Source organism: Cyanobium sp. ATX 6F1, assembly GCF_024346315.1.
Lineage (GTDB): Bacteria > Cyanobacteriota > Cyanobacteriia > PCC-6307 > Cyanobiaceae > ATX-6F1.
On record NZ_JAGQCS010000014.1, the window covers coordinates 1 to 13,220 of the forward strand.

Genomic DNA, 13,220 nt, shown 5'->3' on the forward strand with positions numbered 1-13,220 from the left:
AGGGCTCACCACCGGTGAGTCGCAGGGTGTGCACCCCAAGGGATACGGCCGTCTCCACGAGCTGAACGCGCTCGCCCTGGCTGAGCAGCTCAGGTGGATCTTCCCCCTCCGGGCAGCAGTAGGGGCAAGCCAGGTTGCAGCGGGCTGTGAGCGACAGGCGCAGCACCCCCAGGGGCCGGCCGAGCTGATCCAGGGGACCTTGCGCCATGGGCGCACGCTAGGGCCAGAGCGCGGCGGCGGCGGCGGGGTCGTTGGCGTTGCGCAGGGGGGCGGCCGGCAGGGGCACGCTGCGGGCGCCCACCGCCTCCAGCCAGCCCTGCAGGCTGCGGCGGCCCAGGGCGAGGTGCGCCTGAAGCGAGGCCCGCTGCTGTCGATCGGCGGGGTAGATCCCCAGCAGCGGCTGCAGGCGTTCGCCATCGTGGGCCACCAGCACCTGCCCGGGGTCGCGATGCGCTTCCTGGCAGAGGATGTCGAGGCTGTCGCCATCCAGCCAGGGCATGTCGACGGGGCAGAGCAGCAACAAGGCACCTGGGTGGTGCTCCATCAGCCGGGCCAGGGCCCGCAGGGGCCCCTCCCAGGGGGCCGGTTCTTCGAGGATCTCCAGGGGCACCGCCAGGGAGGGGGCGATGGCCCGGGCCAGATCGAGGTGGCTGGGGTGCCGGCTGAGCACAGTGATCGGGGCGCCAGCCAGGGCCAGCAAGCGCAGGCTGCGCTCCAGCCAGCTGCCCCCTTCCGGGTGGGGCAGCAGGGCCTTGTCGCGGCCCATGCGGCGGCTCTCGCCGCCACTGAGCAGGCAGGTCCGCAGGGGGGGCATGGTCCGCGGGTCCAAGGCCAACGGCGGCAGCGGCTCACCCTATGGCGCCCCCATTCCGGGGGCAGCGCTGAGCCCATCAATTCCGTAGCGGTTGCTACCGGAGCGGCCCTGGGCGCTCCGTAGGGTCCGGCCACCGTTCCCACCAGCCATGGCCGCCGCTTCGGTCCCTTCCGAGCTCACCACCACGCTGCTGGCGGCCAAGCGTCGGCTTGGTTTGAGCTTCGCTGATCTGGGCGCTCTGATCGGCACCGATGAGGTCTGGGTGGCGAGCCTGCTGCATGGCCAGGCGATGGCGACCGCCCAGGAGGCCTCCACGTTGCTGACGGCTCTGCAGCTCGAGGCCTCCCTGCTCGAAGAGCTCACCGCCTACCCGCTCAAGGGTGCCCTCAATCCGGTGATTCCCACCGATCCGCTGCTCTACCGCTTCTTTGAAATCCTGCAGGTCTATGGGTTGCCGCTCAAGGACGTGATCCAGGAAAAGTTCGGCGACGGCATCATGTCGGCGATCGACTTCACCCTCCATGTCGATCGGGTGGAGGACCCCAAGGGCGATCGGGTGAAGGTGACAATGAATGGCAAGTTCCTGCCCTACCGCAAGTGGTGAGTGGCGCCGAGTCCGGCAACGCCCGCGCCCAGTGTCCCTATTGCGGTGTGGGTTGCGGCCTCGATCTCAAACCCCCGGCCGAACCGGATGGCAGCTGGACGGCCCGGGGTGATCGCCAGCACCCCTCCTCCCTGGGGCAGGTGTGCATCAAGGGGGCCACCGTTGGTGAAACGCTCGACCGCGGCCGCCTCACCACGCCCCTGTACCGCGAGCGCACCGATCAGCCCTTCACCCCGATCGACTGGGAGACGGCTTTCCAAATTCTGGTGCGGCAGATCCAGAAGGTGCGCGCTGAGCTGGGGCCGCAGGGCCTGGCGATGTATGGATCGGGTCAGTTCCTCACCGAGGACTACTACCTGGCCCAGAAGCTGTTCAAGGGGGCCCTGGGCAGCAACAACTTCGATGCCAACTCCCGCCTGTGCATGAGCTCAGCGGTGTCGGGCTACGCCCGCAGCCTGGGCTCCGATGGCCCCCCCTGCTGCTACGACGATCTCGATCTGGCCGACACGGTGTTCGTCATCGGCGCCAACATCGCCGAGTGCCATCCGGTTCTGTTCCAGCGGCTCGTCAAGCGCCATCGCAAGCGCCAGGATCCCGATGAGCTTCGGGTGGTGGTCGTCGATCCGCGCGAAACCGCCACCATCGGCATCGCCGACCACTACCTCGCCATCCACCCCGGCACCGATCTGGTGCTGCTGCATGGCATCGGCCATCTGCTGCTGAAGCAGGCGGCGATCGACCACAGCTTCATCGAGGAAGCGACCGAGGGCTTCAGTGCCTGCGCCGCGCTGCTCCAGGAGTGGACGCCGTCCCGGGTCGCCCAGCTCTGCGGCATCAGCGAAGAGCAGCTCCAGGAGCTGGCCCAGCTCTGGGGACGCAGCCGCGCGGTGCTGAGTCTGTGGTCGATGGGAGTCAATCAGTCGGCGGAGGGCTCGGCGACCGTCAGCGGGATCATCAACCTGCATCTGCTCACCGGCCAGATCGGGCGGCCGGGGGCGGGGCCCTTTTCACTCACCGGCCAGCCCAACGCCATGGGCGGCCGTGAGGCGGGGGGCCTGGCCCAGTTGCTGCCCGGGTACCGCGCTGTGGCCGAGCCGACGCACCGGGCCGAGTTGGAGCGCCACTGGGGCCTGGCCCCGGGCGCCATCTCCGCCGAACCGGGGCTGGATGTGTGGCGGCAGATCGAGGCGATGGAGCGCGATCAGCTGGGGCTGTGGTGGGTGGCGGCCACCAACCCGCTGGTGAGTCTGCCCTCCCTCGATCGGGTGCGCGCCGCCGTCGCCCGCTGCCCGTTGGTGGTGCTGTCGGAGGCCTACGTGGGCACCGAAACCGAAGCCGTGGCGCACCTGGTGTTGCCGGCGGCCCAGTGGAGTGAGAAGGCGGGGGTGATGACCAACTCCGAGCGCCGCGTCACCCTTTGCTCCGCCTTCCGAGCGCCCCCCGGTGAAGCCCGCCCCGACTGGGCCGTGTTCGCCGAGCTGGGCCGCCGCCTGGGGTTCGTCGAGCTGTTCAGCTACGGCTCCAGCGCCGAGGTCTACGACGAGTTCACCGCCTGCACCCGCGGTCGGCTCTGCGACCAGGGCGGCTTGAGCCACCAGTTGCTGGCCGAGCACGGCCCCCAGCAGTGGCCGTTCCCCCTGGGCACCCCTCCCGGTGGTGGTGTGAGCCGCCTGTACACCGAGGGCCGCTTCCCCACCCCCAGCGGCCGGGCACGTTTTCTGGCCGATCAACCCCTTGGCCTGGCTGAGCCCCCCGACGACGACTACCCCCTGGTGCTCACCGTGGGCCGCCATCTCAGCCAGTGGCACACGATGACGCGCACCGGCAAGGTGGAGCGTCTGCTGGCGATGGAACCGGAGCCGCTGCTGGAGGTCCATCCCGACGATGCCGAGCTCGCCGGCCTCCGTGAGGGTGGCCTGGCCCTGATCAGCTCCCGGCGGGGCAGCCTCACGGCCACGGTGACGATCACCAGGCGCATCCGCCCGGGCACGGTCTTCCTGCCGATGCACTGGGGGGCAGCCCAGGCGACTCCCTGTGAGGCCAATCGCCTGATGCACGAGCTCGGTTGCCCGATTTCCAAGCAGCCCGAGCTCAAGGCGGCGGCGGTGTGCCTCGAGCCGGTGGACGCTTAGGCCACTAGGCGCTCCGACTCAATCAAGGCCGGCGCCAGGCGCAGCCCCGTGCTGCCGCCATCGCCGTACTCCACCAGGTCGGTCTCCCGCCACCGCGACATCATCTTGGTGACCGTGACGCGGGTGCTACCCATCAGTTCAGCGAGGCGTTCGTGGGTCAGGCGCATGGGCAGTTCGTACCAGGCACCGTTGCGTCGGCCCAACCGCAGCACCAACAGGGTCAGCAGAGCCTGGAGGCGCTGCTCGCATTGGTTGAGGTGACGGATCAGCAGCAATTCCAGCATCCAGTCGCCCACGCCCTCGCCCGCCTTCGGGAGCGGATCGGCCGGTGTCAGGGTGGAGAGCGTGGCCGGACAGAGCGCCTCCAGCCCCACCCAGTCACGGAGCACGGTCTCCGGGTTGAGGCCCTCTCCGCTCTGCAGGAAGCCGATCGTGATCTCCACCCCTTCGGGGCTGGGCAGGTAGAGCCGTACCAATCCAGCTTGCACCCGCAGGCCTTGGCTCAGCAGGGGCGAGTTGGCATCCAACAGAACGGATTGACCCTGCTCCAGCTTGAGCCCTGAGCGGGCGGGTCTGAGCAGGGAGGCCCGGTTCATTCGTCGTCGTGGGCGTAGCGGCGGTAGAGGAAATCAAGGGCGCGATTGCGCAGATCGAAGTATTCCGGCTGCTCCATCAAGCGGGCTCGATCCCGTGGGCGCGCAAACGGCAGCTCCAGCACCTCGCCGATCGTGGCGGCTGGGCCGTTGGTCATCATCACGATCCGGTCGGCCAGAAACAGGGCTTCATCGATGTCGTGGGTGATCATCAGCACCGTCACCTTGTGGTCGGCCCAGATGCGCAGCAGCTCCTCCTGCAGTTCCTCCCGGGTGATCGGATCGAGGGCGCCGAACGGCTCATCGAGCACCAGAACCTTGGGCTTCAACGCCAGGGCCCGGGCAATCGAAACCCGCTGCTTCATGCCCCCCGAGAGGCTTGCCGGCTTCTTGTCGGCCGCTTCGGTGAGTCCCACCATGGCCAGGCTCTGCTCAACCAGCTCCCGGGCCTGGCCATTGCGCTTCAGCTCCGGGAACACATGGTTCACCGCAAGGGCGATGTTGTCGTAAGCACTCAGCCAGGGCAGCAGCGAGTAGTTCTGGAACACCACCATCCGTTCTGGCCCCGGCTCCTGGATCGTCTGGGATTCCAGCCGCACCTCACCCTCGGTGGGCTGGCGGAATCCCGACACCATGTCGAGCAGGGTGGACTTGCCACAACCGGAATGGCCGATCAGACAGACGAACTCACACTCGGCAACGCTGAGTTGAATGTTGTCGAGAACGGGAAAGAGCCCTGTCTTGGTGGGGTACACCTTCGAGACGCCATCGATCACCAGGAAGGCCTCCCGGGTCTGTTCGGCCAGCGGCGCCGTGACGGTTTCGGTCTGCATGGGCTTGGCGATTCAGCGAAGAGTGGACGGGGAGACGGGGATCGGGCCGGGTCTGGGCGGCAAGACAACCGTTTCGCGGCTGATCGCGCCGTTGGCGCCGAGCGCCTCGAGGTAGCCCAGCGGGTCGTCTGGGTCGAGCCTTGGCGCTCCGAACGGCTGCAGCGCTGTAGACGCCCGACTCTCGAGCGGCAGACCCAGCGACTCGGCGGCGGCGGCGTAGAGGTCGGGACGCTGCACCCGCTCGATCACCTCCTCCCAGTTGAGCGGGAAGGGGCTGATGCCCCAGCGCGCCAGCTGGGTGAGAATCCAGGCCGCATCGCTGGGGTCGGGCGGGTTGATCTGGGCCCCGTAGAAGCGGAAGAACTCCGGCATCGGCTGCGGCTCGCCCAGCCCCCGGTCGAAAGGACCGATCAGGCCTGGGCGCAGCAGGGCCCCATCGGCGCCCACATACTCCCTGCGGGCCAGCAGCTCGCTGAGATCGGCGCGGTTGGCGGGATCGTCGCAATAGCGGCAGGCTTCGATCAGGGCCTTGATCAGGGCCTGGTGGGTGAGCGGGTGGGCGGCGGCCCAGTCTTCACGGACGCCCAGCACCTTTTCGCAATGGCCGTTCCAGAGCTCCCCATCGGTGGCGATCACCGTGCCCAGACCCTCCTGCACGGCGCGGCTGTTCCATGGCTCCCCAACACAGAAGCCATCGATGCTGCCGGCCTTGAGCGTGGCCACCATCTGGGGGGGCGGGATCACGATCAGCTCCACATCCCGACCGGGTTCCATGCCGCCGGAGGCCAGCCAGGCCCGCAGGATCAGGTTGTGCATCGAGGCGGGATGCACCATCGCCAGCACAGGCTTGCGGCCAGGGTTGGCAACGGTCCAGGCCTTCAGGTCGGCCAGGCTGTGCACCCCGGCCTCGGCAAAACGGCGATGCAAGGTGATCGCATTGCCGTTACGTGAGAGGGTGAGCGCCGAGATCACCGGCGTGGGTGGCTGTCCGCCGCCCCCAAGGGTCATGGCGAAGGGCATCCCCGCCACCATCTGGCCCGCATCCAGCACCTTCTGGCGCACATTGGCTTCGAGGGTCTTCCAGTTCGTCTCGCGTCGCAACGTCACCTGCTCCAGGCCGTACTTGGCGAAGAAGCCCCGCTCCTGGGCCACGACCAGGGGGGCGCAATCCGTGAGCGGGATGAAACCGATGTCCAGATTCACCTTTTCGAGCGTATTGGCGGCGATGGCGGTGGCTGGATTGAGACGCTGGAGCCGGGCCAGTCGCTGCTGATTGAGGAACTGAACCACCTCCCCCCGCTGGGAGTAGTAGGTGGGATGCGCCGCCGCGGACAGGTGGGTGCGGGGCCGGGGCAGGTCGACCTCCATGATCTGGCCGATGTAGGCCTCCGGGCCATTGGTCATCAGCACGATGCGATCGGAGAGCAGCAACGCCTCATCAACATCGTGGGTGACCATCACCGTGGTGACCTTGGCCTCTTCGCAGATGCGCATCAACTGCTCCTGAAGATTGCCCCGAGTGAGGGCATCAAGAGCGCCGAAGGGTTCATCAAGCAGCAACAGCTTGGGACGCAAGGCCAGGGCCCGGGCGATCGCCACCCGCTGCTTCATCCCACCTGAAATTTCGTGGGGATACTTTTCGGCCGCCGCCTTGAGCCCCACCAGCTTGATGTGGTGATCAATGATCGATTCCCGTTCGGCCTTGCTGCTGGAAGCCATCACGTTGTCGACGGCCAGGGCGATGTTCTGATGCACCGTTTTCCAGGGCAGCAGCGAATAGTTCTGAAACACCACCATCCGGTCAGGGCCTGGATCGGTAACCTCACGCCCCTCCATCAAGATGCCTCCCTCCGTGGCCTGGGTGAGACCGGCCAACAGGTTGAGCAGCGTTGACTTACCACAGCCCGAGTGGCCTACCAGGGAGACGAACTCGCCCTCGGCGATGTCGAGAAAAACATCCTTCAGGGCGTTGTAGTGCCCCCCTCCTTTGAGCGCAAAGCACTGGGTGATGTTGTCGACCGTGAACAGGGCAGGCATGGTTTCAGTGGGCTCCGGTGTTCAGGCGGCTACCGACGTAGGCGATGAGCCGATCGAGAATCAGGCCCACGATGCCCACGTAGACGATGGCCAGGATGATCTGGCTGGTGCTGCTGTCGCCGCCGGCGTTGTAGGCATCCCAGATGAAGTAGCCGATGCCACCATCAGCCTTGAGCATCTCAGCAGCCACGATCGCCAGCCAGGCCAGGCCGATGGCAATGCGCAGGCCCGTGAACACGTAGGGAACGGTGGAGGGAATGACGATTTCTCGGATGTAGGCACGTTTGCTCAGCCTCAGCACCCGGGCGACATTGGTGTAGTCCTGTGGGATCTCCTGGATGCCCACGGCGGTGTTGATCACGATCGGCCACACGGCCGTGATGAAGATCACGAAGATCGCCGCAATGTCCGCCTGCTGGAACAGCAACAGCGAGATCGGCAGCCAGGCCAGGGGCGGCACCGTGCGCAGCACCTGGATCATTGGATCGAACCCCTTGCGGATGAAACCGTTGAGACCCAGGGCCATGCCCGCGGCGATGCCGACCACCGCCGCCAGGCTGTAACCGATCGCCACCCGTTGCAGGGAGATCAGGATCTGCCAGCCCATGCCCTTGGCGGTGCCGCCGTCGTCGTAGAAAGGCTTGCTGATGTAGGGGTTCCAGGTCTGGGTGACCACCTGGATCGGCCCGGGAAAGGCGGTGCCGCTGATTGTGCAGGCAAGTTGCCACACCAGCAGGGTCAACCCGATGCAGATCACCGGAGCCTTGATCTGCCGGGCCAGAGGGCTGCTCAGCCAGGTGAGCGCAGGAGCCCGGGGGGGGCGACCGCGGGTCGGACCGGCGGCGCGACGGGGGGCAGAGGCCGTGATCATCGGGACCGGTGCGAGTGGAGAGAACAAAGAAGGCTCCGGAGGCCCAGGGACGCCTCCGGAGCGGAGCCATGGGCCCAGGCAGGCCTACTTGAGGGCCTTGATCTTCAGGCCCTTGAGGTAGGCCTGGGGGTTGGCGGCATCAAACTTGACGCCGTCGAAGAAGACCTCCACACCACGGGAATCGCCGCTGGGGATCTCCTTGTAGCCGTTGGCCTTGGCCGCCTCACGCCAGAGGTCGGAGCGGTTCACCTTCGCCACCAGGCCCTTGATGTTGGTGCCCTTGGGCAGGTAGCCCCAGCGGATGTCCTCGGTCACGAACCAGGTGTCGTGGCTCTTGTAGGGGAAGGAGGCGTTGTTGGCCCAGAACTTCATCTTCAAAGGGCTGTTCTTAACCACCTTGCCGGTGCCGTAGTCGATGTCCCCCCTGAGCCGGGGCAGCAGGTCGTCCACGGTCGCTTTGACGTACTTGTCCTGGGCCAGGATCGTGGCCAGTTCCTTGGTGTTGGAGGGGTTGTCGGCCCACTTCTGGGCCTGTTGCACCGCCATCAGCAGCCTCAGCGAAGCGTTGGGGTTCTTCTTGACCCAGTCGGCCCGAAGGGCGAAGGCCTTCTCGGGATGGTCTTTCCAGAGCTCGCCGGTGATCAGGGCGGAATAGCCGAGTTTCTTGTTCACCAGGCGCTCGTTCCAGGGTTCACCCACGCAGAAGGTGTCCATGGTTCCCGACTGCATGTTGGCGACCATCTGCGGCGGTGGGATCACCACCAGGTCGGCATTCTTGTTGGGATCGACGCCGTTGGCGGCCAGCCAGTAGCGCATCCAGAGGTCGTGGGTGCCGCCCGGGAAGGTGACGGCGGCCTTGAACTTGTCACCCGTGGCGTTCTTCGTGGCCACAGCCTTGCTCAGGCCTGGAGACTTGACTGTGAACTTGTCTTTGAGGAACGCATTCGAGAGCGAAATGCCTTGGCCATTCACGTTCAGGCGGGCGAGGATGTTCATCGGCACCGGTTGCTTGCTCTTGGCGATCGCCCCGGTGGTGAGCAGGTAGGCCATCGGGGTGAGCAGGTGGGCGCCGTCGATGCCGCCTTTGCTGCTGCCGAGCTCCAGGTTGTCGCGGGTCACGGCCCAGGAGGTCTGCTTCTTGAGCGTCACTCCGGGCATCCCCTGCTTGGCGAAGAAGCCCTTCTCCTTGGCGATGATCAAAGGTGCCGCATCGGTGAGGGCGATGAAGCCCAGCTCCACCTCGGTGGTTTCCGGTTTGCCGGGGGCCGCCTGGGCCGCCAGGGGCGCCAGCAGGCCGGTGCCGGCCATCCCAAGCGTGAGGCCCAGGCAGGCGGTGGAAAGGCTGGTGCGAATCAGAAAGGATCGACGGGAGAGAGGCGGCATGGAGGCGGCAGGCACGGAGGCAGGCGAAACAGCAGTGGTGGGCGGCATGACTTTCCCTTGACGGCCAGGGCCGGAAGGGTGCGCATGATCGGACTGGCTTCAGAACGCGGCGACCAGTGCCGATGGATCAAGGATCGTGTTGGCGCTGAAGCTGACCAACGCACTAACAACACCACGCCGAGCCACCCCCCCCGGTGACGATTGTTACAAACGCTCCGCTTCTGTCAGGAACTCAGCAAGGGCGTGGGCCAGGTTGCGGTGCTCGTGCCCTGGTTGGCTGAGCTTCACCAGCACGAACCGCTGCAGTTCATCGAGCCCCGCCCAGTCGACGTCATCGAGCTGCAGCCCCAGGGGGGCGCAAGCCGCCAACACGGCCTCGGGCACGCTGCCCCATTGCTGCCAGGGCTCCTCGCTGGCGGGGGGCAGGGGGCGGGCGGGCCCGTCCGCCAGGGCGGCCGTGCGAGCCAGCAGATGCCGGCGCAGATCTGTGATCGAGCCGGGGTCGTCGTGCCACTCCACCAGGGTTTGCCGTTCCGGCTCCGGCAGCGCCAGCCAATGGCTGAGCTTCAGCTTCACCCCGGCCAGATCGAGCTTGCGCCGCACCGCCATCGGGATGCAGCGCAGGTTCGAGGCGAAGTCGGCCTCGAAGGCGAAATCGCGTGCATGCAGCCCCTCAGCCCCCGGTGCCATTCAGTGCGCCTCCGCCAGAGCGGCCCGCAGGCGCTCACCGGCCCGGGCCGCCAGCAGGGCCCTGGCCTGCTGCACCCCTTCCTCCAGGCCTGAGCAGACCTCCGAGAGCCACAGCAGCGCCCCCAGGTTCCAGACCAGGGCCTCCGCCAGGGGCCCTTTCCCCGCCAGGGCCTGGAGGGCCTGGGAGCCCCAGGTCTCGAGCGACTCCCAGCGCACCTCCTCGCTGGCGATGCCGTGGTCGCGGGGGTGCAGGATCAGCCGTTCCACCACCCCCTGGCGCACCCGGGCGGTGATGCCGGCGCGGGTGGTGGGCAGATCGGTGGAGCCCTCAAGCCCCTTGATGGTGAGCAGGTCGGATTCGCCCGCGGCGGCGAGGGCTTCCCAGGCCCGGCTCTCGGTGGGGGGGTGAACGAAACCACTCACCAGCAGGTGCTCGCCTTGATGGGGTGTCCACAGCAGCTCCAGGCTGGCCACCGGCGGACGCTTGCCGATCGCGTCGCGCACCGGCCGGAGGCGATCGGCGGCGACGAAGTGCAGGGGCTGGTGGGTGAGGGCAAGGTTGTGATCATCGAGCCGCGCCTGCACCGCCGCAAGCGTCAGACCCCGCCACTCGATCCCCAGCACCGCAAAAAGCTCGGCAAGGGTGACTCCGTACTTCACCGGCATCGGATCGCCGCCGTGGAGCACCACCGGCTGGCCGCTGGCCGCCAGCAACAGCGCCACCAGGGGCACCAGGGGCGCCGTGCGGCTGCGTCCGTCGTAGGGCACCCCGAAGCAGAGCGGCCTGCGGCCAGGACTGCGCAACACCGGGCCATGGGCGCGGTAACTGTCGAGCATGCCGGTGAGCTCGATCGGCGAAGGGCGCCGGATCCGATGGGCGATCAGGAAGGCGCCAAGCTGGGCTTCCCCCACCTCGCCGGCCAGCATCAGGTCCATCGCCTCACGGGCCTCGCCCCGGCTCAGGCCCGTGCTGGTGTGCTCGCCACTGCCCACTTTGGCAAGCAACTCACGGAAGCGCAGGCCATGGGCTGCCATCGCCGGCCGTCGCTCCAGCTCAGAAGGGTGGCTCCCCTTGAAGGCCTTGAGTGATGGTTGCGACAAGTGCTGGGCGCGTCCCCTGAAACATTGTCCCTAAGAATGACTGACCCCAGCGCCGCTCCGTGACAACCCCCACCACCGCTCCTTCCCCCGGCACTCCGGCCAAGCGCAACAAAGTGGAGCAGGCCAAGGCCGACTTCTGCGGCCTTGATCTCCAGCCCCGGCTGGCCGAGCTTGGTCAAGCCGGCTGGGAATCCCTCGACGAAGCCACCCTCACCATCCATCTGAAGTGGCTGGGGATCTTCTTTCGGCCAGTGACCCCCGGTCGGTTCATGGTGCGGCTGCGGCTCCCCAATGGGCTGATCCAGGCGAGCCAGCTTGAGGTGCTGGCCGAGGTGTTGGACCGCTGCGGCGACCATGGCAGTGCCGACATCACCACCCGCCAGAACCTGCAGCTGCGGGGCTTGCTGCTCGAAGACATGGCGCCCCTGGTGGCGGCGATGGAGGCCGTGGGCCTGACCAGCCGGCAGTCCGGCCACGACAACCCCCGCAACGTCACCGGCAATCCCCTGGCGGGGATCGACCCGGAGGAGTTCGTCGACACCCGGCCGCTTGTGGAGGCGATTCAGGAACGGCTGCTCGGTCCGGAGGGTCCGAAGAATCTGCCGCGCAAGTTCAACGTGGCCGTGGGCGGCGCGCCCGACAGCTTCTTGCTCCACAACGATCTGGCCTTCCTGCCGGCCCGTCACGGCGACAAACTCGGCTTCACCGTGATGGTGGGGGGCTTCTTCTCGGCCCAGCGCAACGAGCTGGCCATGCCCCTGGGGCTGTGGCTGCGAGGCGATCAGTTGCCTGAGTTCAGCCTCGCGCTGCTGCGTCACTACGAGCGCCAGGGAGATCGCACCAACCGCAACAAGACCCGGTTGATGTATCTGATCGATGCCCTCGGCCTCGAGCGCTATCGCAGCGAGGTGCTTGACACCTACGGCGAGTTAGCCGGTGCGGCGGCAGCGGCGGCGGTGCCACGCCACGATGGCTCCCACCTGGTGGACCGTGCCCCGCGGGACATCTGTGGGGTCCATGGGCAGAAGCAGGAGGGCCTCTACTGGGTCGGCCTGCACGTGCCGATGGGCCGGCTGGAGGCCGAAAGCATGGTGGAGCTCGCCCGCCTGGCCCGGGAGTACGGCACGGGTGAACTGCGGTTGAGCGAAAGCCAGAATGTCCTGATCGCCCATGTGCCCCAGGGCCGGCTGGAGGCCCTGCTGGAGGAGCCCCTGCTGGAACGCTTCCAGGTGACCCCGGGGCCCCTGCAGGCCGAAGCGGTGAGCTGCACCGGCAACCGTTATTGCAGCTTCGCGCTCATCCCCACCAAGAGCACGGCCCAGGCGGTGGTCGATGAGCTGGAGCAGCGGCTGGAGCTGCCCCATGGGGTGCGCACCCACTGGACCGGCTGCCCCAACGCCTGCGGCCAGCCCTACATGGGCGAAATCGGTCTGATGGGTGCCAAAGCCCGCCTGGATGGCCAGATGGTGGAAGCGGTCAAGATCTTCCTGGACGGCTCCATGGCGGGGGATCCCCGCCTGGGCGAATTGCACGAAACGCCCGTACCGCTCAGCCAGCTGCCCGATGTGCTTGAGGCGCTGCTGGTGGAGCGTTTCGGGGCCCGGCGGCGAACGCAGCCCCTTTGAGGGAGCGGCCTGGGCGCCCCGGGAGCCAGCCCCGTGGCCCGCGCCTGCTGCTGAGCTTGGGGCGGCACCTCTGGCTGAAGCTGCGGTCCAGCTCTTCGAGCGCCCCCTGGTCGCCCAGGTCGTGGCCGCCGTAGAGCAGGGCACAGATGCGCTCGGGATCGATCCCAAGGGCCGCCACCTCCTGCCAGAGCCGTTGGCTGAGGGCGGCATCAGCCCGCTCGAACTGCACATGGCCCAGTTGCCGCACCAGCAGCCACACCAACTGCCGTTCCTTCAAGTCCGTGAAGCTGAGCTGGGGGCAGGCCCTCGATCCTGTGGTCCCAACAACGGTTTGGTTCCCAGCCATGGCGCCCGTCCAGCTCAGTCCTGCCCCCTTGCTACTCACGCCGCCGCCGGGGTCCAGGCCCCATCGCCACCAGCACATGAAACGTAGCGATGGCTACCAATGAGGCGCCATGGGTCAACGGGCCCCCTGGCCTTCGATGCAGCCCCCGCCAAGGAACCAGCGCTGGCGCTGGAGGGGTGCCAAGGTGTGGG

The 13,220-nt window shown here is 67.4% G+C and carries 13 protein-coding genes; 3 read left to right on the plus strand and 10 right to left on the minus strand.

What is annotated here, in order from left to right; all coding sequences use genetic code 11:
• Together KBZ13_RS14835 and KBZ13_RS14840 are read right to left on the minus strand one after the other, a co-directional pair.
• Positions 1-208: radical SAM protein (locus KBZ13_RS14835; RefSeq protein WP_255010437.1), on the minus strand; the 208-nt coding region annotated here is incomplete at its 3' end.
• Positions 209-217: 9 nt separating this feature from the next.
• Complete coding sequence (locus tag KBZ13_RS14840) at positions 218-829, minus strand: molybdenum cofactor guanylyltransferase (protein WP_255010583.1); 612 nt, start codon at positions 827-829, stop codon at positions 218-220.
• A gap of 133 nt (positions 830-962) precedes the next feature.
• Here KBZ13_RS14840 and cynS point away from each other — a divergent pair, with 133 nt between their 5' ends.
• Together cynS and KBZ13_RS14850 are read left to right on the plus strand one after the other, a co-directional pair.
• Entirely contained in the window at positions 963-1,418 is a 456-nt protein-coding gene (gene cynS / locus KBZ13_RS14845; protein WP_255010584.1) for a cyanase, read from the plus strand.
• Positions 1,415-3,550, plus strand: coding sequence for a molybdopterin oxidoreductase family protein (locus KBZ13_RS14850; RefSeq protein WP_255010585.1), 2,136 nt, complete (start codon positions 1,415-1,417; stop codon positions 3,548-3,550). The genes cynS and KBZ13_RS14850 overlap by 4 nt, the downstream gene beginning before the upstream one ends.
• On the opposite strand, the gene KBZ13_RS14855 is transcribed toward KBZ13_RS14850, so the two are convergent.
• The 7 genes from KBZ13_RS14855 to KBZ13_RS14885 form a co-directional block, all read right to left on the minus strand.
• Complete coding sequence (locus KBZ13_RS14855; protein WP_255010586.1) at positions 3,547-4,146, minus strand: Crp/Fnr family transcriptional regulator; 600 nt, start codon at positions 4,144-4,146, stop codon at positions 3,547-3,549. The genes KBZ13_RS14850 and KBZ13_RS14855 overlap by 4 nt on opposite strands.
• On the minus strand, positions 4,143-4,976 hold the full coding sequence (locus tag KBZ13_RS14860) for a nitrate ABC transporter ATP-binding protein (RefSeq protein WP_255010587.1): 834 nt from the start codon (positions 4,974-4,976) through the stop codon (positions 4,143-4,145). Before KBZ13_RS14860 ends, KBZ13_RS14855 begins: the two co-directional genes overlap by 4 nt.
• A 12-nt stretch (positions 4,977-4,988) precedes the next feature.
• Positions 4,989-7,013 (minus strand): nitrate ABC transporter ATP-binding protein, encoded by a 2,025-nt coding sequence (locus KBZ13_RS14865; RefSeq protein WP_255010588.1) that lies wholly within the window; start codon positions 7,011-7,013, stop codon positions 4,989-4,991.
• 4 nt (positions 7,014-7,017) lie between these two features.
• Positions 7,018-7,884, minus strand: coding sequence for a nitrate ABC transporter permease (gene ntrB / locus KBZ13_RS14870; RefSeq protein WP_255010589.1), 867 nt, complete (start codon positions 7,882-7,884; stop codon positions 7,018-7,020).
• Positions 7,885-7,968: 84 nt separating this feature from the next.
• On the minus strand, positions 7,969-9,267 hold the full coding sequence (locus KBZ13_RS14875) for a CmpA/NrtA family ABC transporter substrate-binding protein (RefSeq protein WP_255010590.1): 1,299 nt from the start codon (positions 9,265-9,267) through the stop codon (positions 7,969-7,971).
• A 204-nt stretch (positions 9,268-9,471) separates the two neighbouring features.
• Entirely contained in the window at positions 9,472-9,957 is a 486-nt protein-coding gene (locus KBZ13_RS14880) for a nitrate reductase associated protein (RefSeq protein ID WP_255010591.1), read from the minus strand.
• Positions 9,958-10,992 (minus strand): anthranilate phosphoribosyltransferase, encoded by a 1,035-nt coding sequence (locus tag KBZ13_RS14885; protein WP_255010697.1) that lies wholly within the window; start codon positions 10,990-10,992, stop codon positions 9,958-9,960. It lies immediately after the preceding gene.
• A 125-nt stretch (positions 10,993-11,117) separates the two neighbouring features.
• Here KBZ13_RS14885 and KBZ13_RS14890 point away from each other — a divergent pair, with 125 nt between their 5' ends.
• Positions 11,118-12,683 (plus strand): ferredoxin--nitrite reductase, encoded by a 1,566-nt coding sequence (locus tag KBZ13_RS14890; RefSeq protein WP_255010593.1) that lies wholly within the window; start codon positions 11,118-11,120, stop codon positions 12,681-12,683.
• On the opposite strand, the gene KBZ13_RS14895 is transcribed toward KBZ13_RS14890, so the two are convergent.
• Positions 12,607-13,029 (minus strand): hypothetical protein, encoded by a 423-nt coding sequence (locus KBZ13_RS14895; RefSeq protein ID WP_255010595.1) that lies wholly within the window; start codon positions 13,027-13,029, stop codon positions 12,607-12,609. The two genes, KBZ13_RS14890 and KBZ13_RS14895, sit on opposite strands and share 77 nt — an antisense overlap.
• Between the last annotated feature and the right edge of the window lie 191 nt (positions 13,030-13,220).